The sequence below is a fragment of the Mesorhizobium sp. M7A.F.Ca.US.011.01.1.1 genome (genome assembly GCF_003998295.1).
GTDB lineage: Bacteria > Pseudomonadota > Alphaproteobacteria > Rhizobiales > Rhizobiaceae > Mesorhizobium.
The window spans coordinates 1-22863 of sequence record NZ_RZRT01000078.1; the positions used below are offsets into that span (position 1 = coordinate 1).

Below are 22863 nucleotides of genomic sequence, written 5' to 3' on the forward strand. Positions count from 1 at the left end.
CAACAAACCGAAGCCGTTCGTCCATGATGCCAGTCTCTCGCCAAACCATCGCCGGTCCTCCGGCGGACAAGAAAACTGTTACCCATGCTATCGGTCCATTCTGTTACCTATCTATACGGTTCGGACACCGGCATCCTCTCCCCGTATAGTGACGGGGAGAGGGGCGCCGTCGCCAGCGGTTTCGCCAATCATCCGCGTTGCAAGAAGGGCGCCGGTGTCGCGGCCGGCTTCTTTCTCCCCGTCACTATACGGGGAGAAATGCCCGGCAGGGCAATGAGGGGCGGCGCCGAGACCGGCAATTGAGCGCCCTTAACCCAGCAGCGTCCTCTGCCTCTTGCTCCCGCCCAGCTTTCGCCAGTTGTTGAACCGGTGGCTGGCGGCGGCAAATGAGATTTTCATCTGCTGGGCGACCGAATAGCGCGACTTGCCTTCGTCGAACATGCGGTAGCAGCACTCGACGCCTTCCTCGGTCAGTTTGCCGTCCGGCGCCTTGTTGTGCGGATTGGCGGGGTCGAATTTCTCGACCTGCTGCTCGACCAGGCCTTTCAGGCGCTGCAGGTCGGCCTCGATACTGGCGATGAGATCGAGAACGGGCTTTGGGTCATAGGGATGCGGAGGCTGTTTTGCCGTCATCTGCCGGTTCCTTGTTCTGGTTAGCTCAAATTATATAGGTGAACATTCACTGATAATGAAGGGCCAGCCCGGCTTACGCGCTTCAACAATTCTTGACCGCGACCGAGCGCGCAATTGACCGGAGGCGCTCAAAACCCTAGTTTAGAACCATTCTAAACTAGGGTGAATTCCTCATGCTTTCCCGTGTTTTCGGCTTCGGCCGCCGTCCCTTCGAATCGCTCTCCGAACAGGAGATCCTGGCGCTGGCCATTTCGTCCGAGGAGGATGACGGACGCATCTACCGCGCCTATGCCGATGGCCTGACGGAAAACTTCCCGCAATCGGCAAAAGTGTTCGAGGAGATGGCCGGGGAAGAGGATGGCCATCGCGATGCGCTGATCGAGCTTTTTCGCAAGCGGTTCGGCGAGCGCATACCGCTGATCAGGCGCGAACATGTGAAGGGTTATTACGAGCGCAAGCCCGACTGGCTGGTCCGGCCGCTCGGCATCGAGCACGTCCGCAGCCAGGCCGAGGCGATGGAGCGGCAAGCCTACCTTTTCTATGTCGAGGCGGCCAAGCGCACGGCAGATGCCTCGACGCGAAAACTGCTCGACGATCTGGCGGTGGCCGAACTGGGCCATGAGACCCTGGCGCAGCGGCTGGAGCAGAAACATGTACCGGGCGAAGTGAAGGATGAAGAGACCGCCGCCGAGCAGCGCCAGTTCATCCTAACCTATGTGCAACCAGGGCTGGCCGGGCTGATGGACGGATCGGTGTCCACTCTGGCGCCGATCTTTGCCGCTGCCTTTGCCACGCATGACACCTGGCAGACGCTGTTGGTCGGGCTTGCCGCTTCGATCGGCGCCGGCATTTCGATGGGCTTCACCGAAGTCGCTTCAGACGACGGCAAGCTGTCGGGCCGCGGCTCGCCGATCAAGCGCGGTCTGACCGTCGGTGTCATGACGACGCTGGGCGGTCTCGGCCACGCACTCCCCTATCTCATTCCGCATTTCTGGACGGCCACCGGGGTTGCCGCGGTGGTGGTGTTCTTCGAATTGTGGGCGATCGCTTTTGTCCAGAACCGCTACATGCAGACGCCCTTCCTGCGTGCCGCCTTCCAGGTGGTGCTGGGCGGCGCCCTGGTGTTCGCGGCCGGCGTGCTGATCGGAAATGCGTAACCGCAAAGCGCCCCCTCACCCAGGCTCCGCTTCGCTCGGCTGACCATTCCGGGGCGAGCCACGTGTCTCGCCCGTCCTTCGGACCCCGAGGGGAGAGGAGACTACCAGCGCCAGCGCCAATCTCTTCTCCCCAGCGGGGAGAAGGTGGCCGCGCAGCGGCCGGATGAGGGGGCAATGGCGCGACGCCTGGCTATCTCTCACCCATTCACCGCCCGGCTGTCGGCCGGCGCCTCGTCCCTCTCCGTCAGCCCATAATCTCTCACCACATGCGCAATGCGCAGACGATAGCCGGCAAAGATACCGCCGCGGCCGGCCTTCTGCGCCTGGCGGTGTTCCTCGGTGTTGCGCCAGGCCTTCACGGCTTCCTCGTCGCGCCAGAATGACAGCGACAGGATGCGGTTCGGATCGGCCAGGCTTTGAAAACGCTCGATGGAGAGAAAGCCGTCGATGCCGTCGAGCAGCGGACGCAAATCGGCGGCGATGCCCAGATAGGCATCGCGCCGGCCCTCCGCCGGCTCGACCTCGAAGATGACGGCAATCACGGCAGCACCAGTTTCGCGTGCGGGCCCGAGACGTGTTTCAGGAACATGCGGTCCTCCTTCAGGATGAATCTTTCGCGCTTGGCGAACTCGTAGTTTGCCTTGCCGGCGGGATCGGCGGCAAGCCGGGCGCGATAGGCTTCGTAGGCGGCCAGGCTGTCGATGTTGTAGGCGGCATAGGCGGTCGTCGCCGAGCCCTCATGCGGCGCGTAGTAACCGATCAGATCGGCGCCACAACGTGGAATGGCCTGGCCCCAATTGCGTGCATACTCCTCGAAGGCCGCCTTGCCGAACGGGTCGATCTCGTAGTGGATGAAGCAGGTGATGGTCATTGTGGTCTCCTTGGGTTGCGTCGATAGTTTGAGCGGCATCGAAACGTCCTGCCGCCCGGCCTGCTAGGACTGCCAGAAGGATTTCGCGCATTCGCGGCGCACGTCCTGCCGTGTCAGGCCAAGGTCGCGCAGCAGGTGATCGTCGATCTCGGCAAGGTCGAGACGCTGCAGATGGCGGTCATACCAGCGGGCCAGCAGCCGCGAGCGAAGCCAGGTGACCAACGGGAACGATCGGCGGCTGGGAAGTGGGGCTGCGGGGAAAGCGGTTCGTGCGGCCATCGTCGTCTCCTTGATCTCACCTGAGAATAGTGATTATCTGACAAGGATGCTTCGATGAGGAACGAACCATGCGCGAAGGACCAGACATCGCCCGCATCGCCAGCTTGGTCGGCGACCCGGCACGGGCAAACATGCTGAATGCCCTGATGGGCGGCACGGCGCTGACGGCGAGCGAGCTGGCGCTCGAGGCCGGCGTCTCGCTGCCGACCGCCAGCTCGCACCTGGGCAAACTGATGGAAGGTGGGCTGCTCACGGTGGCGAGCCAGGGCCGGCATCGCTATTACGGCCTCGCCGGACCGCAGGTGGCGGGCATGATCGAAGCCATCACAGGCGTCGCGGAAGCCGTCGGTCCAAAGCGTGTGCGCCCGGGTCCGCGCGATGGCGCCATGCGCGTGGCGCGCGTCTGCTACGATCACCTCGCCGGCGAGCAGGCGGTGGCGATGCTCGATCGGCTCGTCGCCAAGAACGTACTGGTCCGCGACGAGCAGGAGATCAGGCTCGGGCCATCGGCGGCTTCGCATTTCGCGGCGATAGGCATCGACGTCTACACCAAGCCGCGACGGCCGGTGTGCCGCGCTTGCCTCGACTGGAGCGTGCGGCGCTCACACCTCGCCGGCACGCTGGGCGCCGCCATCCTCGACAAGATCTTTGCCGAGAAATGGGCGCGCCGCGAAAAGGACAGCCGCGCGGTGATCTTCTCGCCGCCGGGCAAGCAGGCGTTTGAGAGGGTGTTTTTGAGCTGAGGTGCTGGCGCTCGCTCACACCTTCACGAGGCTCCTCCCCGCTTCAACACCTTCCCCTGCCTGAAAAACTCCTTCCACGGATCGGCTTTCGCCAACTGCTTCAGCGTCGTCTTGTCGCCGATCGGGAAAGCGTTGGGCGCCAGCCCGGCCTCGATCTCGGCCCAGGTCACCGGCATCGACACCGTGGCGCCCTTCTTGGCGCGTGACGAATAGGGCGCGACCGTCGTCGAGCCCCTGCCGTTGCGCAGATAGTCGACGAAGATCTTTCCCGTGCGCGCTTTTTTCGACAGCGTCGCCGTGTAGCGGTCGGGGGCACCCTGCTCCAGCGCCCTGGCGAAATCATGGGCGAAGGTTTTGACCTCCTCCCAATCCGCCGCTGGTCTCAGCGGCACCATGACGTGAAAACCCTTGCCGCCCGAGGTCTTGACGAAATTCGGCAGCGACAGCTCGTCGAGCTTGCCCCTGATGTCGAGTGCCGCCTCGCGGACCGCCTTCACGTCGACACCTTCATCGGGATCGAGATCGAAGATGATCTGGTCGGGCTTTTCGATCTCATCGATCGTGCACCCCCAGATGTGGATCTCGACCACGCCATACTGGACCAGTGCGGCAACACCGTCGAAATCCCGGATGTACAGGATTTCCTCGCCGTCAGTAGGGTCCTTCATGCGCGCGATCTTGTCGCTCATGCCGGCCGAGGCATGTTTCTGGAAGAAACGCTGGCCACCGACACCGTCCGGCGCCCGCACCAGGCTGAGCGGCCGGTTCACGACAAACTGTTCCATGCGCGGCCAAACCTGCGCGTAATGGTCGAGCAGGCCCCGCTTTGAGATGTTTTCGTCCGGCCACAGCAGCTTGTCGGGATGCGAGAGTTTTACCGTGGTCGTCATCGACCCGGCGGCTTTGCCACCCGATGCCGGCTTGGCCGTGCTCTCGCCTGTCGATGGCTTGCCTGTCGACGCTTTGGGCTTTTCCTGCACGACTTCCTCCGCCGGCTTGTCCTCGCGCAATCCCTGGAACGAGGCGTGGCGTATTATACGGTCCGAGGTCCAGCTGCGAAACTCCACTTCGCCGACAAGCTCGGGCCTGACCCAGACCAGGCCCTTTCCCTTCGGCACGGCGGTGGAGAAGGGCGATGTTTTTGCCGTCAATGCATCGAGTTTTGCCTTCAGCTCATTGGCGCCCTTGCCGGAGAAACCGGTGCCGACGCGGCCGGCATAATGCAGCTTGCCGCCCTCATGAAAGCCGACGAGGATCGAGCGCAGTCCGCGCCCGGTCTTGTCCGACGGCAGATAGCCGCCGATGACGAATTCCTGCCGCGCCGTGCATTTCGACTTCACCCAGGTCGGGCCTCGGCCGCTGCGGTAGGGGGCATCGGCACGCTTTGAGACGACGCCTTCCAGGCCCATGCGGCAGGCATGCTCCAGCATGATCTTGCCAGGTTCGGAGAAATGGTCGCTGAAGCGGACCGCGGGATTGTCGGACTGTTCGCCGAGCAGCTCCTGCAAGGCCTGCTTACGCTCGACCAGCGGCTCGCGGCGCAAATCCCTTCCGTCGAGGCGCATCAGGTCGAACACGTAATAGATGAACCGATGCGTCCGCTTCGCCGACAGGTCCTGCTGCAGCAGCGCGAAAGACGAGACGCCGCTGTCGGCGAGCACGACCACCTCGCCATCGATGATGGCGTCGCTGCATTTCAGCCCGGCCAGCTCCGCGACGATCTCGTTGCCGAATTTCTCCGTCCAGTCGAGGCCGGTCCGGGTCAGCAGCCGCACATCGGTGCCGGCTATCTGCGCCTGCATGCGATAGCCGTCGAACTTCACCTCATGCAGCCAGTCCTTGCCCGGCGGTGCATCGTGCTCAAGCGTGGCCAGCTGCGGCTCGATGAAGTCAAGGCGTTTGCCCGGTTTCGCTTTGCCGGCGGCCGGCTTGTTGGAATGCCAGACCTTTGGCTTCTCACCCTTTGCGGACTTGCCCTCGCCGACCTCCTCGATGGTCAGGCCGGACTTCACCGATTCCGGCGCCTCCTTGAGAATATCCTCGCCAGGACGCGCTGCGGCATCGTCCGACTTGATCAGCAGCCAATTGTCGCGTTTTTCACCCGCACGCGGCTTCAGTCGCACCAGATGCCATGCCCCATGCAGCTTGTGGCCCTCAAGCTCAAAGCTGATATGGCCCTTCTTCATCGCCTTGGCCGGGTCGATCTCGGGGGTCCAGGTGCCCTCGTCCCAAACGATAACCGAACCGCCGCCATATTCGCCCTTGGGAATGGTGCCCTCGAACGGCGCATAGTCGATCGGGTGGTCCTCGACATGGACGGCGAGCCGCTTCTCATGCGGGTCGAGGCTTGGGCCGCGCGTCACCGCCCAGCTCCACAGCACGCCGTCATGCTCGAGCCGCAGGTCGTAATGCAGCCGCGTCGCGGCATGCTTGTGGATGACGAAGATGCCGCCCGCGCCGCGCTGCTTGGTCCGGGCGACCTTGCCGGCCGGTTCGGCGGTTTTCTTGAAATCGCGCTTGGAGTGATATTGTTCGAGGCTGGCCATTCGTTGGGTTCCTCAGGCCGATTTGCGTTTGGGCGCGCTGGCTTTCGGCTTGGCGCGTTTGGCCGCCGGCTTGGCTTTCGCCGACGAAGACCTTTTCGATGATCCGGAATCTGACAGGCTCTTCTTCAGCGCGTCGAACAGATTGACGACATTGGAAGGCTTGGGCGCCGCCTTGGCCTTCGGCGCCTTGTGGCCGGCCTTCTTCGCGCGGATCAGTTCCAGCAGCGCGTCCTCGTATTTGTCGTCAAATTTCGAGGGATCGAACTTGGTCTTCTTCTTGTCGATGATCAGCTCGGCGAGGTCGGTCATCTCCTGATCGGTCTTCACCGACTCGATGTCGCCGAAGACGGTGTCCGGTTGGCGCACCGTGTTGTCGTAGCGCAGCGTCGTCAGCACCATGCCTTTGCCCAGCGGCTCGATCACCACCGGCCGTTCGCGGTGATAGAGCACGATACGCGCCAGCCCGGCCATCTTCTTGCCCGCCATCGCATCCCGGATGACGGCGAACGCTTCTTCCGACACCTCGTCGGCCGGCGCGACATAGTAGGGCGTGTCGAGATAAATCTGCTGGATCGAAGCTTTGTCGACGAAACCGTCCAGCGCCATCGTGTGCGAGGACTCGATCTGCACCGCCTCGATCTCGTCTTCCTCGATATGAACGAAATCGCCATCGTCCAGTTCATAGCCCTTGATCTCGTCGTCCTCACCCAGCGGCTTGCCGGTTTCGGCATCGACATAGAGCCGCTTCACCGTGTTGCCGGTCTTGCGGTTGAGAATGCGAAACGAGACCCGCTCCGTGTGGGTGACGACATTGGTGAGTTCGACGGCACAGGTAACCAGCGAAAGCTTCAGATAGCCTCTCCAGGCCGGACGCGGCGCCATGATATCTTCCTTCCAGAACCAGATGAAGGTGAGAACGGGCGGACCGCGCTCCAGTTCCGCGCTCATGCGCCGATCTGGATGCCGAGGGCCACCCGTGGCGTTCTGGCCGCCAGCACGGAAATTTCGCGGGCGCGGCAAAAGTTGAAACAGAACCGCGCGCGGGCGACATTCAAACGAAACATATGTGATGCAAAAGTCACATTGGCCGGAATGCCGACGAACTGCACCGAAAGACCCCGAATCAGCCGCAATCCAGCCACGAAGCAAGGCATTTTCGACCAGATATTAACATCACGTTCACCGACTATTCACGCCTCGACGCTATGATGACCGCAATTCGGAAGGGACATCCGAAAATCGGGACAGGACAAGGGTAATGAACTTCCTCGCGCACCTCATCGGCTATGCCGCCGCAATCCGCGAATTCATCGCGCCGACCTATCGGCCCGAGCGCTATTACATGCGCGGCCCCGGCCCGGCCTGCGCCCGTCGCGGCAACTCGCTGGGAGCGCATTGATCATGGCTTTCGAAAATCGCCATAACAGCCGGATCTGCAGGCCGGCCGCCTCTATCCGCGCCATCACCTATCGCGCCGAGCGTCCCGCTCTCGCCGACAGGCGCCGTGCGACATCGCCACGGCTTTGATACCGACGCTGGCCGGCTTAGTGTCATAGGACACGAGCAGCCGAGGCCAGCTTGACCGACCATTCCCAACCCAGTCGACCCCAGTCAAATCGTCCCCTCGAAACAGTTCTCGACGCACGCCATCCATTGATCGTTTTCGATGGCGTCTGCGTGCTCTGCTCCGGTTTCGTGCGCATGGTGGTCAGGCTGGACCGCCAAGGCCGTTTCCGCTTCGCCACCGCGCAGTCGGCCTTCGGCGAGGCGCTGTTCCGGAAGCATGGACTGCGCACGGACTCTTACGAAACCAACCTCGTCCTGATCGACGGCGTCGCCTTCACGCGGCTTGACAGCTTCGTCGCCGTCATGGCGGAACTCGGCTGGCCCTGGCGGGCGGCAAAAGCGCTGTTGCTGCTGCCGCGCCCGCTGCGTGATTGGCTCTACGATCGCATCGCCAAGAACCGCTACGCCCTGTTCGGCAGGAAGGACAGCTGCGAAATCCCCGCACCCGAGCTGCGGGAACGGTTCCTTGGCTAGAAATCGTGGCTATGGGGAGCAGCGCTTGAAGCGTCTCATCGTCGACGTTGACGCTTCTGACGGCCGCATCGTCCATTCGTTCGAAGCCGCCGAGGAAGCCGCTTCCGCGTTCCCGGCGAGATTTCTCATCTGCTCTGAAGGCCGATCACGCATTATCGTGGTTGGCTCGTGCCATCCGGCCCGCACGGTTCCAGCACGATCGGTCCGCCTGCAGCCATGCCCAGTTCACGGCAGCCCTGAACCGTGCACAGTGTCCAGCCGTCGCCGGTTGCGCCGGAGGCGGCGAGCACGACGCGTCGCTGCGGGCCGACATCAGGCGCGTAGATCCACCAGCCGTCCTTCAGCACAGCGCCTTCCGGTGGCTCCATGCCGGCACCCGAACCCTCGATCCGGGCTTCGACCAACTGCAGGCCGGAAGGCGTGATCTTCCAGTCTTCCTCCCAGCGCGTCCGTTCCACCGAATGCGTCCAGGACAGGGTGAAGGCGGCAACGGAGAGCGTCACCGTCTTGCCGGCGGCCAGGATGCACAGGCTCATGCTTTGGCGGCCTGCCGTGAGCGAAAACAGTGCCAGCCGATCCAGGCCAGCGCCAGCACCCAGCCGGCCTCGTCGGTGAGCGGCACCGCAGCGACCAGAAGCACGCCGGCCGCGAAGGCGATGAGCCGTTCCCACAACGCCATGCGGCGGGCGAGAAAGCCGACGGCGGCGGCACCCCACAACACGATGCCCATGCACGCCTTGGCGACGATGTATGCGACCTCGACGGGATAGCCGAACTGGGTGGCGATTGGCCCGGCGTCCTGCAGCATCAGCGCCGGCGTATAGACCGCCATGAACGGCACGACGAAGCCGGCAATAGCCAGCTTGGTCGCCTGGATGCCGATCTTGAGGCCGCTTTCCCTAGCCATCGGTGCGGCGGCAAACGCGGCCAGCGCCACCGGCGGCGTCAGATCGGCCATGATGCCGAAATAGAACACGAACATGTGGCTGACCAGCAGCGGCACGCCGAGTTCCAGCAGCGCCGGCCCGGCCAGCGACGAGGTGATGATGTAGTTGGGGATGGTCGGGATGCCCATGCCGAGCACCAGGCAGGTGACCATGGTCAACACCAGCGACAGGAACAGATTGTCCTGGCCGATCGAGATGATCCACCCGATGAAGGTCGAGGCGATGCCGGTCAGCGTCAGCGTGCCGATGACGATACCGACGATGGCGCAGGCAATGCCGACCGGCAGCGCGTTCTTGGCGCCTTCGGCAAGCGAGTCGACGCAGATTTGCAACGTCGCGCGGCCGCCCTTGAACGTGAAGCAGGCGACGACCAGTGCGGCGATCACCAGGCCGAGGAGGTTGACGCCGAACTTCATGAACGAGGCGGCGGCAAGCCCGAGCGCGATCCAGAAGACGATGCGGAAGGCGAGCGGTCCGATCGCCGCCGCCAGCGGCGTGCCGAGGATGAGCACGATGGTGAGCGCCAAGCCCATCGTGCCGGCGAAGATCGGCGTGTAGCCGGCAAACAGCAGATAGATCAGCGCTGCCAGCGGCAGCACCAGCGGCCAGTGTTGTTTCACCGCTTCCCACGGGTTGGGCAGCTCGGCCTTGGCCATGCCGTGCAGGCCGGCCTTGCCGGCTTCCAGATGCACCTGCCAGAAGCAGGCGCCGAAATAGAGCAGCGCCGGGATGATCGCCGCCTTGACCACCTCGGCATAAGGCACGTTCAGCGTCTCGGCCATGATGAAGGCGACCGCGCCCATCACCGGCGGCATGATCTGGCCGCCCATCGAGGAGGTCGCCTCGACGGCTCCGGCAAAGGCCGAGCGGAAGCCGAAGCGCTTCATCAGCGGGATGGTGAACTGGCCGCTGGCCACCACATTGGCGACGCCCGAGCCGGAAATGGTGCCCATCAGCGCCGACGACAGCACGCAGACCTGCGCCGGGCCGCCGCGCCATGCGCCGACAAGGCCCAGCGCGAAATCGTTGAACAGCGCGATCATGCCGGCACGTTCGAGGAAGGCGGCAAAGACGACGAAGATGAAGATGTAGGCGGCCGAGACATAGATCGGCGTGCCGTAGATGCCTTCGGTGCCGTAGGCGAAGGTGTCGACCAGCTGGGCGAAATCATAGCCGCGATGGATGAGCGGCGGCGGCAGATGGTTGCCGAAAAAGCAGTAAGCGAGAAAGATGAAGGCGATGACCGCCAGCGGCAGGCCCATCAGCCGCCGCGCCGCTTCGAAGACCAGCACCACCAGCACAGCGCCGACGATCAGGTCCGGCGTGGTCAGGAAGCCGGAGCGCCGGATGAGGTCGGCATAGAAAACCCAATTGTACAGGCCGGTGCCGAAGCCGAGCGCCCCGAGCGCCCAGAACGCTGCTTTGACCGGCATGCTCTTGGCGCGCAGATTGGCGATCAGGCCGAAGCCGAGCAGCAGCAGGAAGCCGACATGCATCGCCCGCACCACCTGGCTCGGAATGCTGCCATAGGCGGCGACATAGATCTGGAACACGGAAAAGGCGACGGCGATGAGAAAGGCGGCCTTGCCGGCGATGCCGTCGCCGAAGCCTGGCGGCAGGCCTTCGACCTGCTCTTCGACGACAGGAAGATGGAAGGTGGCGGATTTGCCATCGGGTATTGTTCCAGACGTTGCTTCGCTCATCCGACGGTCTCCAAAAAGAGCGAAGTGTAGTGCGAGGCGCCCCCCTCTGCTCTGCCGGGCATCTCCCCCTCAAGGGGGGAGATCAGCAGCGTTGGTGTCTGCGCACGTCCTGCAACCTTAGCGATTGGCGAAAGGTGTGGTGACGGCCAATCTCCCCCCTTGAGGGGGAGATGCCCGGCAGAGCAGAGGGGAGCGCCCGGCGAAGACATGTCAGGTTGCCACGCGTCTTACTTCAACAGCCCCTTCTCCTTGTAGTACCGCTCGGCACCGGGGTGCAGCGGCACCGGCATGCCGTCGAGCGCCTTGGCCGGGTCGATCGCCTTGGCAGCGGCATGCGCCGCGGCAAGCTGGTCGAGATGGTCGAATATCAGCTTGGTCAACTGATAGGCGGTCTCGTCGGAGACATCGGCGCGGGTGATGAGGAAATTGCCGACGGCGGCGGTGGCGACATCCTCGCTCTGACCCTCATAGGTACCCTTGGGAATGACCACCGAAAGATAGGGCGAGCCGATCTTCGCAACATCCTCTGCTGGCACCGCCACGACATTGATCGGCACCGAGGTGGCGAGGTCGCGGATCGAGGCGACGCCGAGCCCGGCCGATTGCAGCGTGGCGTCGAGCTGCCGGTTTTTGATCAGTTCGACCGATTCGGCGAAGGGCAGGTATTCGACCCGGCCGAGATCCTCATATTTCAGCCCGGCGGCGGCGAAGATGGCGCGGGCGTTGAGCTCGGTGCCGGAGGCAGGCGCGCCGACCGACAGGCTCTTGCCCTTGAGGTCGGCCAGCGTCTTGATGCCGGACTCCTGGCTGGCGACGATCTGGATATAATTGGGATAGATGGCGGCGATGCCGCGCAATTTATCGAGCTTGCCGGGGAAACCGGCCTCGGCATTGCCTTCGGCGGCCAGCTTGACGGAATCGCCCAGCGCAAACGCAATCTCGCCCTTGCCCTGCTGCAACAGATTGAGGTTTTCGACCGAAGCCTTTGTCGCCTGCACCTGGGTGCGTGCGCCTTCGATGCCCTTGCCGTAGATTTCCGACAGCGCCACGCCGAGCGGATAATAGACGCCGGATGTGCCGCCGGTCAGCACATTGATGAATTCCTGCGCCCTGGCTGAGATGGTGCCCAGGCCAAGCGAGAGCGCCACGGCGCCGGCTGCAACGAATTTCGTTTTGAAATTGAACATCGGATCTCCTCCCTGAAAATATCGACGACCGCACCGCCTCCTAGATGCGAACCGGGGCGAGTTTAGACAGCGAGCCGCAAATGCCAACCCGCAATTGCGCTCGTTAGACGAACGGTTGAGGGATCAGGAAACAGATGGCCGCTTGCACAAAAAGCCATCGGGGCCGAAAGTTTTTTGAGCAGCCTGTCGAAATCGGCCACTGCCGCGCGACATACGTCCGGCCTCGCAAGGACGCGGCCTTCGCAAAACGGGAGAAGACCATGCGATACATGATTTTGATCAATAGCGACGAAGCCGCATTGGCGAACACGCCGATCGAGAAGGCCCAGCAGATGAGCGCGGCCTATGGCGCCTACACCGAAGCGTTGAAGAAATCCGGTGCGTGGCTGGCTGGCGAAAGGCTGCGCCCGACCCAGGCCACCACCTCGGTGCGGATCGCTGACGGCAAGACCAACGTGATCGACGGCCCCTATGCCGACACCAAGGAGCAGCTTGCCGGCTTCTACATGATAGAGGCGGCTGACATCGATACAGCCATCGAATGGGCGGCACGCTGTCCGGCAGCCAGCACCGGCACGGTCGAATTGCGGCCGATCTGGGAAATGGCCGACTACATGCCCAAGAAATGACGGTGATGGACAGTCGCCCGGACATCGCCCGGGCGGCCGCCGAGGCGGCCGCGCGGCAGAGCTACGGCAAGCTGGTCGCCTGGCTCGCGGCGCGCACGCGCGACGTGGCCGCCGCCGAGGACGCGCTGGCCGATGCCTTTGCCGCCGCCCTCGAGCGCTGGCCGCGAACCGGCGTGCCGGAAAAGCCGGAAGCCTGGCTGCTGGCGGTGGCGCGGCGGCGCCGTGTCGATGCGGTGCGGCGGCGGCTCACCAGCGAGGCCGGCCGCGAGCATCTCAAGCTGATTGCGCAGGAGGCGGAGGCACGCATGACCGAGGAAGATCTGCCCGACGATCGGCTGCGGCTGATGTTCGCTTGCGCCCATCCGGCGATCGAATCGAGCGTACGCTCGCCACTTATCCTGCAGACGGTGCTGGGGTTCGACGCCGCGACGATCGCCTCCGCCTTCCTGGTCTCGCCCGCAACCATGGGCCAGCGCCTGGTGCGGGCCAAGTCCCGCATCCGTGAAACCGGCATTCCGTTCCGCGTGCCGGAGCGGGCCGAACTCGAGGAACGGCTGGATGCGGTGCTGGAAGCGATCTACGCCGCCTTCGCCGAAGGTTGGTCCGATCCGGCGGGCACCGAGACGCGACGTCGCAATCTGGCGACCGAAGGCATCTGGCTCGGCCGGCTGGTGGCTTCGCTGTTGCCGGAGGAGCCGGAGGCGTTGGGCCTCTTGTCGCTGATGCTGTTTGCTGAGTCCCGCCGCGCCGCACGGCGCAGTGCCGAAGGCGACTTCGTGCCGCTGGCGGAACAGGATTGCCTTCTATGGGACCGCGCCCTCATCGATGAGGCGGAGGCGCTGCTTTCCCACGCCGCGTCCAAGGGCGTCATCGGCCGTTACCAGCTTGAGGCGGCCGTGCAGTCCGCGCATGCGGCACGAAGGTTCACCGGCCGCACCGACTGGGTGGCGATCCAGGAACTCTACGACGCGCTGCTTTCGATCGCAGGATCGCCGGTGGTGGCGATAAACCGCGCGGTGGCGATCGCCGAGGCCGAGGGCGCAGTGGCCGGATTGGCGGCCCTTTACGTGCTGGGCGACGACAAGCGGCTTGACGAGTACCAGCCCTATTGGGCCGCACGCGCCGGTCTCCTGGCCAGGCTTGGTCAGGTACCGCAAGCCTGCGAAGCCTATGACCGGGCGATCGGCCTCGAGCGAGACCCGGCGGTGCGCCGGTTCCTGCAGGGAAAACGGGCGGTGCTCAGAAATTGAGCTTCAGCCCGGCCACATCTCGTGCGAGGTGTTGAGCGTCTTCATCAGCGGATGGTCGCGCAGCCGCGCCCACAGGCGTTCGATGTTCGGCCATGCCGTCCGCGCGCTGTCGATGTCGGGATGCCAGGCCACCAGCATGACCAGATAGATGTCGGCCAGCGACATCCGGTCGCCGACCAGCCAGTCACGGCCCTCGAGCGCGGCATCGAGAACGGCAAAGCCGCGGTCCATCTCGGCCACGGCCGCCAGCTTGACCGCCTTGGTGCCTTCGGGATCGGCCGTGTAGCGGTATGCGTAGTAGAAACGCAGCACCGCCGGATAGAGCGCCGACGACATAAAGGCCATCCAGCGCAGGAAATCCGCGCGGGCAGGCGCTTCTGCTCCCGGCGCCAAATTGGCGTCGGGGTGGCGCTCGGCAAGCACGATGCAGATCGCTGCCGATTCGGTCATCGACCTTCCGTCCGGCAGGGTCAGCACCGGCACCTGGTTCAACGGACTGATGTCGAGGAAGGCGGGATCGGGCCGGTCGGTCTTCGGCACGTCGATCTGCTCAAATGGTACATTGGCCAGCGCCAGCGCCGCCTCGACGACGAAGCCGCCGCTGCCGGGACGGGTATAAAGCTTGTACATGAAATTCTCCCCCGGCCCGCGCAAAGCAGGCCGGGGGAGATATGAACCGGAAGCGGTGTGGCGCTCAAGCCGCCGATGGCGGCCACGGGCGTTTTTTCAGCGGGCCAGCTTGGCCAGGAAGAAGCGTCGGACTACGACCCCAATCCCTCGAACAGGATCGTCGACAGATAACGCTCGGCGAAGGACGGGATGACCACCACAAGGTTCTTGCCCTTGTTCTCCGGCCGCGAGCCGACGACGATGGCCGCCTGCAGGGCGGCGCCCGAAGAGATGCCGACCGGCACGCCTTCGAGGCGGGCGACGAGGCGGGCATTGGCGACCGAATCCTCGTTCGACACCTTGACGATCTCGTCATAGATCGTCGTGTCGAGGATTTTGGGCGCAAAGCCGGCGCCGATGCCCTGGATCTTGTGCGGGCCGGGCTGGCCGCCCGACAGAACCGGCGAGGAGTCCGGCTCGACGGCGACGACATGCACGGAGGGCTTGCGCTTCTTCAGCACCTGGCCGACGCCGGTGATGGTGCCGCCGGTGCCGATGCCGGCGACGAAGATATCGACCTCGCCATGCGTATCGTTCCAGATTTCCTCGGCCGTCGTCGTGCGGTGGATTTCCGGATTGGCCGGGTTCTCGAACTGCTGCGGGATGATCGCGTTGGGGATCGTCGCTGCCAGTTCGTCGGCCTTGGCGATGGCGCCCTTCATACCTTTCGGGCCTTCTGTCAGCACCAGCTCGGCGCCGAGCAGCGCCAGCATTTTCCGGCGCTCGATCGACATCGTTTCGGGCATTGTCAGGATCAGCTTGTAGCCCTTGGCGGCAGCGGCGAAGGCAAGCGCGATGCCGGTGTTGCCCGACGTCGGTTCGATCAGCGTCGTCTTGCCGGGAGAAATCTTGCCCGACGCCTCCAGCGCCTCGATCATCGCCACGCCGATGCGGTCCTTGACCGAGGCGATCGGGTTGAAGAATTCGAGCTTGGCGATGAGATTGGCGACGATGCCCTTTTCCCGAGCGAACTTGTCGAGCCGCACCAGGGGCGTATCGCCGATCGTGTCGGTGATGGAATCGTAGACGCGGCCGCGGCCGGGCACGCGGGCTGATGTAACGGGCTTGTTCATTGGTTTCGCTCCCAGAATTTCAGGCAAGTGGATTTGCGGACACATAGGACTTCGACCGCGCAAGATAGACTGTCGATTGAAAATATCCGAGTGGGACCTGTGTCTAAAACAGTGCCGTCTCGGAAAAGCATTTCCCGCAAAGGCCTGTTTGCGAAATGCTTTGGCCGAAAGCCCGCTATTGGCGGGCGGCAATCGCTGCAGCGGCACCGACCATGAAGCCGGCAGCCGCACGGTTCAGCGCCTTGAGCGCGCGCGGCGACTTCAGGAACCAGCGCGCCTTGGCGGCCAGCGCCAGATACGGCACCAGCACCACCAGAAGCACGACGATCGTCAGCGCGACGAGAATGCCGTAATCGGCCAGCGTGATGGTCTTCAGGTCGACGATTGTCGGGGTGATCGCGAGATAGAAGATCATCGTCTTTGGATTGCCGAGCGTGACGGTCAGGCCGGCGGCGAAGCTCGACAGCAGCCCGCCTTTGCCTTTCCTAGCCTCGACGGTCTCGGGCGTGATGCCACTGTTCCAGAAGCGCCAGCCGAGGAAGGCGAGATAGGCGACGCCGAGCCATTTGATGGCCAGGAAAACCATGCCGAAACTCTGTGCAACGAAGGCGAGGCCGAGCACCACAGCGGTCAGATAGGTGATGTCGCCAACCATCAGGCCAAAAGACATCGCCAGCGACGAGCGGAAGCCGGAGCCGAGCGCACGGGCGACCAGCGCGGTGATGCCGGGACCAGGAATCGCGGCGGCGATGCCGAGAGCGGCGCTGTAGGCGAGGAATCCGGTGAGGGTCATGGTTGCGGCCTTGCGCGACGCTGCTATCACGGCATCCTATCGCACAAAGTCCGGCGGGCGTGAATTCCCTGAAACTCGGATTCGATTGCACCACGCCTGTGCGAACTGCGCTCAGGAACGACCGTCGCCATGGGTTACACGCCAGATGGTGCCGTTGCCGTCCTCGGTGACGATCAGCGCGCCATCCAAGGCCACCGCCACGCCGACCGGCCGGCCCCAGACCTCACCGTTCGAGACGACGAAGCCGGTGATGAAATCCTCATACTCGCCGGTTGGCTTGCCGTCCTTGAACAGCAGCCGCACCACCTTGTAGCCGGTCCGGTTGCCGCGGTTCCATGACCCGTGCAGAGCGACGAAAGCATCGCCCTTGTATTCGGCCGGAAAGCTCTTCCCATCGTAGAAGGCGATGTTGAGCGGCGCCGAATGCGCCTGCATCAGCACATCGGGAACGGTCGTTTTGCCGGCAAGATCGGGGCGCTCACCCTTGTGGCGCGGATCCTCATTGTCGCCGATATAATACCACGGCCAGCCATAGAAGGCGCCGTCCTTGACCACGGTCGCGTATTCGGGCGGCACATTGTCGCCAAGCGCATCCCGTTCGTTGACGACGCACCACAGCGCGCCGGTCGCCGGCTGCACGGTCATGCCCGAGCAGTTGCGCAGGCCGGTGGCAAGGATGCGGCCATTCTTGCCATTGGGATCGAAGGCCAGGACGCCGGCGCGGCCGTCCTCGGATCCCCATGTGGCGCCGAGCGGCTGCGATTTCGCCCAGGCATCGAGTCCGCCTTTCGGCTCCCGGCCCATGTCCTCGGCGACATTCGATCCCGAGCCGACCGACAGATAAAGCGTCTTGCCGTCCGGCGAGAAGGCGATATCGCGGGTCCAGTGATGATTGGCCGGGATGTTGCCAACGATGGTTTCCGGATCTCCGGCTGCCTTCAGGTCGCCATTGCGGTAGGCAAAGCGCACGATGCTGTCGCTGTTGGCGACATAGACCCATTGCGGGTCTGCGCCCGGCGGATAGAAGGCAATGCCATAGGGCCGGTTGAGATTGCCGGCAAAGATGCCGTCCTGTGCCGGCTTCGCCCTGCCTTCGGCGAGGCGATAGATGCGGACCTGGTTGGCTTTGCTGTCGGCGACGAACAGGTCGCCGTTCGGCGCGATGCGCACGACACGTGGATTGTCGATGCCCGATGCAACCAGCTCGGCCGAGAACCCCGGCGGCAGTTTCGGCTTGGCGTTCGCCGGCCTGTCAGCGAGGCCGGCGCTGTTCGAGGCGGATTTGGTGAGATAGGGCTTTGGCAAGTCTTCCGGCTTGATCAGGCGGCGCACGCCGGGCTTGTCCGCCCGCCAGCCGCCAAAGGCGTCCGCCCCTTTCAGCATGGGCTGGTCCGCCTGCTGGGCGAATGCCGGCGTGACGACAAACAGGGCGGCAATAGCCAGACCGGCGAAACGGATCATCCTGTCCTCCAACATCTGGTGACGAGGATAGGAACGGCAGGGTCTGGTCGATCGTTCCGCGTTACACGATGAGTTGAAGCGGCGTGGCGCCCAGCTCAATTGCCGGCAGCGTAGAAATCGTCGTCGAGACGTTTTTCCAATTCGACGAGGTCGGCCGGCAACGGCAGGCCCATGGCGCGCATTTCCTGCAGTTTTTCACGCAACTGCTCCTGGATCTCGTGCTGGTCCTCCGGCTGGTTGACCATCTCCTCCAGCAGCAGGCTGATCCGGGCCTTGAATTCTTCGAGCGCCATCGTCGTCTCCTCGGTTGGATCAGCTCAGCGCAGCATGCGGGAAATCAGCTGCGCCGTATAGTCGACCATTGGGACGATGCGCGCGTAGTTCAGCCGGGTCGGGCCGATGACGCCGAGCGCGCCGACGACGCGGGCATCCTTGTCGCGATAAGGCGCCACCACCAGCGACGAGCCTGACAGCGAAAACAGCTTGTTTTCCGAGCCGATGAAGATGCGCACGCCCGAGCCCTGCTCGGCGAGGTCAAGCAGCTGGATAAGCCCGTCCTGCGTCTCCATGTCCTCGAACAGATGGCGCAGCAGTTCGATGTCGGCCTGGGCGGTGACGTTTTCGAGCAGATTGGCGCGCCCGCGCACGATGAGCCGTGCCGGCAGGCCGCTGTCGGCGCCGGCCCACACCGCCAGCCCCTTCTCGACCAGGTCCTGCGACAGCGTGTCGAGCGCGGCCCTGGTTTCTTCTTTGATGCGGGCGATCTCGATCCGCGCCTCGGCCAGCGTGCGGCCGCGTATATGGGCGTTGAGGAAATTCGAGGCCTCGTGCAGTTGCGAGACGGTGATGCCGGCGGGCAGCTCGACGACGCGATTTTCGACGTCGCCATTCTGCGACACCAGCACCGCCAGCGCCTTGGTCGGTTCGAGCTGGATGAATTCGATGTGCTTCAGCGCCACCTCGTTCTTGGCGGCCAGCACTAGGCCGGCGCCGCGCGACATGCCTGACAGCATCTGGCTGGCCTCGGTCAGCATGTGTTCCAGCGTCGCGCCCGAGCCGGACGCCCGAACCTGTGCCTCGATGGCGCGGCGCTCCTCGTCGGAAAGGTCGCCAAGCTCCATGAAGGCATCGACAAAGAAACGCAGGCCGGCCTGCGTCGGCAACCGGCCGGCCGAGATGTGCGGCGCGTAGATCAGGCCGAGATGCTCGAGGTCGCTCATCACGTTGCGGATGGTCGCCGGCGACAGCGAGGACGGCAGAATGCGCGACAGGCTGCGTGATCCGACGGGTTCGCCGTCCCTGAGATAGGAATCGACGATGCGCCGAAAAATGTCGCGCGAGCGCATGTCCAATGATTGAAGCGCGGGCGCCTGCGAATTCGGATCGACTGCCTTGGTCATACGGCCAAAAACCTCCGGCCCAAGGATATAGACTTACACTGCACCCGCGCAACCCGGTGTCTGTGTCGGATCGTCAGGCCATTTTCCTTTGCGCCACGCGTCTCATGCGGTTACAAGCCGGCCAAGATTCCGAAAATGACAAGAAAGCAGCCTGAATGCGCCCTTCCAAACGTCAATTCGACGAAATGCGTGCCATCTCCTTCGAGCGTGGCGTCTCCAAGCACGCCGAAGGCTCGTGCCTGGTGAAGTTCGGCGACACGCATGTCCTGTGCACGGCCAGCCTCGAGGAAAAAGTGCCGGGCTGGATGCGCAATTCCGGCAAGGGCTGGGTGACGGCGGAATACGGCATGCTGCCGCGCTCGACCGGCGAGCGCATGCGCCGTGAGGCTTCGGCCGGCAAACAGGGCGGCCGCACGCTGGAGATCCAGCGCCTGATCGGCCGCTCGTTGCGCGCCGTGGTCGATCTGCAGGCGCTGGGCGAGCAGCAGATCACCGTCGATTGCGACGTCATCCAGGCCGATGGCGGCACCCGCACAGCCTCGATCACCGGCGGCTGGGTGGCGCTCTATGACTGCCTGCGCTGGATGGAAGCGCGCCAGATGGCCAGTGTCGCCAAGGTGCTGAAGGACCATGTCGCCGCGATCTCCTGCGGCATCCATGACGGCCAGCCTGTCATCGACCTTGATTATCTCGAAGATTCCTCGGCTGGCACCGACGCCAATTTCGTCATGACCGGCAAGGGCGGCATCGTCGAGATCCAGGGCACCGCCGAGGGCGAGCCTTTCTCCGAAGAGCAGTTCGCGGACTTAATGGGCCTGGCCAAGAAAGGCATCCAGCGGTTGGTGAGTTTGCAGCAGATGGCGGTGGCCTGAGGTTTCGAATGCCGAGCCAAGACACCCCCCTCTGGCCTGCCGGCCATCTCCCCCGCAAGGGGGGAGATCAGATGCTGTCTTGGCCTTCGCCAATAGTCAACGTTGCGCGAGAAATGCCGGCGAGGCCACAGCCAATCTCCCCACTTGAGGGGGAGATGGCCGGCAGGCCAGAGGGGGGCGCCTCGTGACTCCCTCTGCGATCCTGGAATCTGCCCTCTACGTCACCGACTTGCAGGCTGCGGAACAGTTCTACACTGAAATCCTCGGCCTCCCCCTCCTCGGCAAGGTCGACGGCAGGCACCTGTTCTTCCGCTGCGGGCCGGGCGTGTTGCTCGTCTTCAACGCCGAGGCAACCAAAATCCCGCCGGCGTCCGACGCCAGGCTGCCGGTGCCGCCGCACGGCACGGTCGGGGAAGGCCATCTCTGCTTTGCGGCGACCGCCGACGAAATCGTGCGCTGGAAAGCGCATCTCGAGGCGAAGCACATCGCCATCGAAAGCGAATTCGAGTGGCCGCAGGGCGGCCGTTCGATCTATATACGCGACCCCTCGGGCAATTCGATCGAATTTGCCGAGCCACGAATCTGGGGCCTTTGATGCATTCTCTTGATGGCAAGAAGATCGTCGTCGCTAGCCATAATGACGGCAAGCTGCGCGAATTCGCCGACCTGATGGGGCCGTTCGGCTTCGAAGCCAAGTCGGCCAAGGAGTATGGCTTGCCGGAACCGGACGAGACCGGCACCACCTTCGAGGAGAACGCCTACATCAAGGCGCTCGCCGCCGCCAAGGCGACCGGCCTGCCGGCGCTGTCGGACGATTCCGGCCTGTGTGTCGACGCGCTTGATGGCGCACCCGGTGTCTACACCGCCAACTGGGCCGAAACCCCTGAGGGGACGCGCGACTTCGGTATGGCCATGCAGCGCACCGAAGTGGCGCTGCAGGAAGTCGGCGCCGCCTTGCCGCAACAGCGCAAGGGCCGCTTCGTCGCCGTCATCTGCCTGGCGTTTCCCGACGGCGAGGCGGAATATTATCGCGGCGAGGCCGAAGGCACGCTGGTCTGGCCGCCGCGCGGCGAGCTCGGCTTTGGCTATGATCCGGTGTTTTTGCCCGATGGCTTCGAAAAGACTTTTGGCGAAATGAGCGCTGAGGAAAAACACGGCTGGAAGCCCGGCCAGCCGACGGCGCTGTCGCATCGCGCTCGCGCCTTCCAGAAGTTCGCCAAAGCGAGATTGGGCTCGGCATGAGCATGCTGCTCGACCGGACGCCCGGCTTCGGCGTCTATGTCCACTGGCCGTTCTGCGCGGCCAAATGCCCCTATTGCGACTTCAACAGCCATGTCCGCCACCAGCCAGTCGACCAGGAGCGCTTTGCCAGCGCCTTCGAGGCCGAACTGGCGACGATGCGCGAACGCACCGGGCTGCGCGAGGTGACCAGCGTTTTCCTCGGCGGCGGCACGCCGTCGCTGATGAAGCCAGAAACCGTGGCCAGGGTTCTGGACGCCGTGGCGAAGAACTGGACTGTGCCTGACGGCATCGAGGTGACGCTGGAGGCCAATCCGTCCTCGGTCGAGGCCGAACGCTTTCGCGGCTACCGGGCAGCCGGCGTCAACCGCGTGTCGCTCGGCGTGCAGGCGCTGGATGACAAGGATTTGCGCTTCCTCGGGCGGCTGCACAATGTCGAGGAAGCGCTGCACGCCATCGGCCTCGCGCGGGAAATATTCCCAAGGCTGTCCTTCGACCTCATCTATGCCCGGCCCGGCCAGACGCCGGAGGCTTGGGCATCCGAGCTGGAACAGGCGATCGGCCATGCCGCCGACCATCTGTCGCTTTACCAGCTGACCATCGAGGAAGGCACGCCCTTCCACGCCCTGCACGCTGCAAAGAAATTCATCATTCCCGACAATGACCACGCCGCCGACCTCTATGCGCTGACGCAGGAGATTACATCGGCGCATGGTTTGCCGGCCTACGAGATTTCCAACCACGCAAGGCCGGGCGCCGAGAGCCGGCACAACCTCACCTATTGGCGCTATGGCGAATATGTCGGCGTTGGACCGGGCGCGCATGGCCGCTTCGTCGAGAATGGGCGCCGCACGGTGACGATCGCCGAGCGGATGCCGGAAACCTGGGCCTATCTGGTCGAGGCCAAGGGCCATGGCGTCACCGGCGGCGAAATCCTCACGCGTTCGGAAGAGGCCGACGAATTCCTGCTGATGGGCCTGCGGCTCGCCGAAGGCATCGACCTCTCCCGCTACGAAGCGTTCTCCGGACGCGGCCTGTCGAGCGCGCGGCTGTCGATGCTGCAGGGAGAGGGGCTGGTGGCGCCGATCGGCAATTCGCGCCTGCGCGCCACGCCGGCCGGTATGATCGTGCTCGACGCCGTGGTGGCGGACCTGGCGCGGTAGGCAGGTAGCTTTGCCTGCGCCAAGCTCCTCCCGCCTTCGTCATCCACGGGCGGAGCGACGCGAAGCGGCGCGCAGACCCGAGGATCCTGTGTGTTGTTCCCATGCTATGTCTGAAGTGGGAAGGAGACCGAGGGGATCCTGGTCGTCCTTTCGAGGACAGGCCGTGGCATGGCTCGGTCCCTTCCCACCGGTGAACCATCAACCTGAA

At 64.0% G+C, this 22863-nt stretch carries 26 protein-coding genes; 10 read left to right on the top strand and 16 right to left on the bottom strand.

Annotated elements, in window-relative coordinates:
* Nucleotides 1-309 precede the first annotated feature (309 nt).
* Entirely contained in the window at nucleotides 310-633 is a 324-nt protein-coding gene (locus EOA13_RS33565) for a hypothetical protein (RefSeq protein ID WP_024502197.1), read from the bottom strand.
* A 173-nt stretch (nucleotides 634-806) separates the two neighbouring features.
* Between EOA13_RS33565 and mbfA the strand changes: the two genes are divergently transcribed.
* Nucleotides 807-1790 (top strand): iron exporter MbfA, encoded by a 984-nt coding sequence (mbfA, locus tag EOA13_RS33570; RefSeq protein ID WP_127297559.1) that lies wholly within the window; start codon nucleotides 807-809, stop codon nucleotides 1788-1790.
* Between the two features lie 197 nt (nucleotides 1791-1987).
* Here mbfA and EOA13_RS33575 read toward each other — a convergent pair whose 3' ends face one another.
* The 3 genes from EOA13_RS33575 to EOA13_RS33585 form a co-directional block, all read right to left on the bottom strand.
* Entirely contained in the window at nucleotides 1988-2332 is a 345-nt protein-coding gene (locus tag EOA13_RS33575; protein ID WP_127297560.1) for an antibiotic biosynthesis monooxygenase, read from the bottom strand.
* Nucleotides 2329-2661 carry an NIPSNAP family protein gene (locus tag EOA13_RS33580; protein ID WP_127297561.1) on the bottom strand — a complete coding sequence of 111 codons (333 nt, stop codon included), beginning with the start codon at nucleotides 2659-2661 and terminating at the stop codon, nucleotides 2329-2331. The genes EOA13_RS33575 and EOA13_RS33580 overlap by 4 nt, the downstream gene beginning before the upstream one ends.
* Before the next feature lie 63 nt (nucleotides 2662-2724).
* A complete protein-coding gene (locus EOA13_RS33585; RefSeq protein ID WP_127297562.1) occupies nucleotides 2725-2940 on the bottom strand; it encodes a DUF1127 domain-containing protein in 216 nt (71 codons plus the stop codon).
* Between the two features lie 68 nt (nucleotides 2941-3008).
* On the opposite strand from EOA13_RS33585, the gene EOA13_RS33590 reads away from it, so the two are divergent.
* Complete coding sequence (locus tag EOA13_RS33590) at nucleotides 3009-3683, top strand: winged helix-turn-helix domain-containing protein (protein WP_127297563.1); 675 nt, start codon at nucleotides 3009-3011, stop codon at nucleotides 3681-3683.
* Nucleotides 3684-3706: 23 nt separating this feature from the next.
* Here EOA13_RS33590 and ligD read toward each other — a convergent pair whose 3' ends face one another.
* The 3 genes from ligD to EOA13_RS38135 all read right to left on the bottom strand — a co-directional run bounded on the left by ligD (nucleotide 3707) and on the right by EOA13_RS38135 (nucleotide 7338).
* Entirely contained in the window at nucleotides 3707-6229 is a 2523-nt protein-coding gene (ligD, locus tag EOA13_RS33595; protein ID WP_127297564.1) for a DNA ligase D, read from the bottom strand.
* A 12-nt stretch (nucleotides 6230-6241) separates the two neighbouring features.
* Nucleotides 6242-7111, bottom strand: a complete 870-nt coding sequence (locus EOA13_RS33600; RefSeq protein ID WP_127297582.1) for a Ku protein — start codon at nucleotides 7109-7111, stop codon at nucleotides 6242-6244.
* A gap of 62 nt (nucleotides 7112-7173) precedes the next feature.
* On the bottom strand, nucleotides 7174-7338 hold the full coding sequence (locus EOA13_RS38135) for a hypothetical protein (protein ID WP_164780502.1): 165 nt from the start codon (nucleotides 7336-7338) through the stop codon (nucleotides 7174-7176).
* A 149-nt stretch (nucleotides 7339-7487) separates the two neighbouring features.
* Here EOA13_RS38135 and EOA13_RS33605 point away from each other — a divergent pair, with 149 nt between their 5' ends.
* On the top strand, nucleotides 7488-7628 hold the full coding sequence (locus EOA13_RS33605; RefSeq protein ID WP_023813501.1) for a hypothetical protein: 141 nt from the start codon (nucleotides 7488-7490) through the stop codon (nucleotides 7626-7628).
* A 254-nt stretch (nucleotides 7629-7882) separates the two neighbouring features.
* Complete coding sequence (locus EOA13_RS33610; RefSeq protein ID WP_281040885.1) at nucleotides 7883-8269, top strand: DCC1-like thiol-disulfide oxidoreductase family protein; 387 nt, start codon at nucleotides 7883-7885, stop codon at nucleotides 8267-8269.
* Nucleotides 8270-8421: 152 nt separating this feature from the next.
* On the opposite strand, the gene EOA13_RS33615 is transcribed toward EOA13_RS33610, so the two are convergent.
* The 3 genes from EOA13_RS33615 to EOA13_RS33630 form a co-directional block, all read right to left on the bottom strand.
* A complete protein-coding gene (locus EOA13_RS33615; protein WP_127297566.1) occupies nucleotides 8422-8805 on the bottom strand; it encodes a DUF1850 domain-containing protein in 384 nt (127 codons plus the stop codon).
* On the bottom strand, nucleotides 8802-10919 hold the full coding sequence (locus EOA13_RS33620) for a TRAP transporter permease (RefSeq protein ID WP_127297567.1): 2118 nt from the start codon (nucleotides 10917-10919) through the stop codon (nucleotides 8802-8804). Before EOA13_RS33620 ends, EOA13_RS33615 begins: the two co-directional genes overlap by 4 nt.
* Nucleotides 10920-11146: 227 nt before the next feature.
* Nucleotides 11147-12106: a TAXI family TRAP transporter solute-binding subunit gene (locus EOA13_RS33630; RefSeq protein ID WP_127297569.1), complete on the bottom strand. Its 960-nt coding sequence runs from the start codon at nucleotides 12104-12106 to the stop codon at nucleotides 11147-11149.
* 260 nt (nucleotides 12107-12366) lie between these two features.
* Between EOA13_RS33630 and EOA13_RS33635 the strand changes: the two genes are divergently transcribed.
* Together EOA13_RS33635 and EOA13_RS33640 are read left to right on the top strand one after the other, a co-directional pair.
* Nucleotides 12367-12735, top strand: a complete 369-nt coding sequence (locus EOA13_RS33635; protein ID WP_031213674.1) for a YciI family protein — start codon at nucleotides 12367-12369, stop codon at nucleotides 12733-12735.
* 5 nt (nucleotides 12736-12740) lie between these two features.
* The gene (locus EOA13_RS33640) at nucleotides 12741-13985 is read left to right on the top strand and encodes an RNA polymerase sigma factor (RefSeq protein ID WP_127297570.1); all 1245 of its coding nucleotides are present in this window, start codon (nucleotides 12741-12743) and stop codon (nucleotides 13983-13985) included.
* A 3-nt stretch (nucleotides 13986-13988) separates the two neighbouring features.
* On the opposite strand, the gene EOA13_RS33645 is transcribed toward EOA13_RS33640, so the two are convergent.
* The 6 genes from EOA13_RS33645 to hrcA form a co-directional block, all read right to left on the bottom strand.
* Nucleotides 13989-14615 carry a glutathione S-transferase family protein gene (locus EOA13_RS33645; protein WP_127297571.1) on the bottom strand — a complete coding sequence of 209 codons (627 nt, stop codon included), beginning with the start codon at nucleotides 14613-14615 and terminating at the stop codon, nucleotides 13989-13991.
* A gap of 131 nt (nucleotides 14616-14746) precedes the next feature.
* Nucleotides 14747-15727 carry a cysteine synthase A gene (cysK, locus tag EOA13_RS33650; protein ID WP_127297572.1) on the bottom strand — a complete coding sequence of 327 codons (981 nt, stop codon included), beginning with the start codon at nucleotides 15725-15727 and terminating at the stop codon, nucleotides 14747-14749.
* Nucleotides 15728-15902: 175 nt separating this feature from the next.
* Entirely contained in the window at nucleotides 15903-16520 is a 618-nt protein-coding gene (locus tag EOA13_RS33655; RefSeq protein WP_127297573.1) for a LysE family translocator, read from the bottom strand.
* A 111-nt stretch (nucleotides 16521-16631) separates the two neighbouring features.
* Nucleotides 16632-17981 carry a sorbosone dehydrogenase family protein gene (locus tag EOA13_RS33660; protein ID WP_127297574.1) on the bottom strand — a complete coding sequence of 450 codons (1350 nt, stop codon included), beginning with the start codon at nucleotides 17979-17981 and terminating at the stop codon, nucleotides 16632-16634.
* A gap of 95 nt (nucleotides 17982-18076) precedes the next feature.
* Nucleotides 18077-18274: a hypothetical protein gene (locus EOA13_RS33665; RefSeq protein ID WP_127297575.1), complete on the bottom strand. Its 198-nt coding sequence runs from the start codon at nucleotides 18272-18274 to the stop codon at nucleotides 18077-18079.
* 24 nt (nucleotides 18275-18298) lie between these two features.
* Nucleotides 18299-19381 carry a heat-inducible transcriptional repressor HrcA gene (gene hrcA, locus EOA13_RS33670; protein WP_127297576.1) on the bottom strand — a complete coding sequence of 361 codons (1083 nt, stop codon included), beginning with the start codon at nucleotides 19379-19381 and terminating at the stop codon, nucleotides 18299-18301.
* A gap of 155 nt (nucleotides 19382-19536) precedes the next feature.
* On the opposite strand from hrcA, the gene rph reads away from it, so the two are divergent.
* The 4 genes from rph to hemW all read left to right on the top strand — a co-directional run bounded on the left by rph (nucleotide 19537) and on the right by hemW (nucleotide 22655).
* Nucleotides 19537-20253, top strand: coding sequence for a ribonuclease PH (rph, locus tag EOA13_RS33675; protein WP_127297577.1), 717 nt, complete (start codon nucleotides 19537-19539; stop codon nucleotides 20251-20253).
* A gap of 184 nt (nucleotides 20254-20437) precedes the next feature.
* Nucleotides 20438-20848: a VOC family protein gene (locus EOA13_RS33685; RefSeq protein ID WP_127297579.1), complete on the top strand. Its 411-nt coding sequence runs from the start codon at nucleotides 20438-20440 to the stop codon at nucleotides 20846-20848.
* Nucleotides 20848-21495: an RdgB/HAM1 family non-canonical purine NTP pyrophosphatase gene (gene rdgB, locus EOA13_RS33690; RefSeq protein ID WP_127297580.1), complete on the top strand. Its 648-nt coding sequence runs from the start codon at nucleotides 20848-20850 to the stop codon at nucleotides 21493-21495. Before EOA13_RS33685 ends, rdgB begins: the two co-directional genes overlap by 1 nt.
* On the top strand, nucleotides 21492-22655 hold the full coding sequence (gene hemW / locus EOA13_RS33695; RefSeq protein WP_127297581.1) for a radical SAM family heme chaperone HemW: 1164 nt from the start codon (nucleotides 21492-21494) through the stop codon (nucleotides 22653-22655). Before rdgB ends, hemW begins: the two co-directional genes overlap by 4 nt.
* Nucleotides 22656-22863 lie beyond the last annotated feature (208 nt).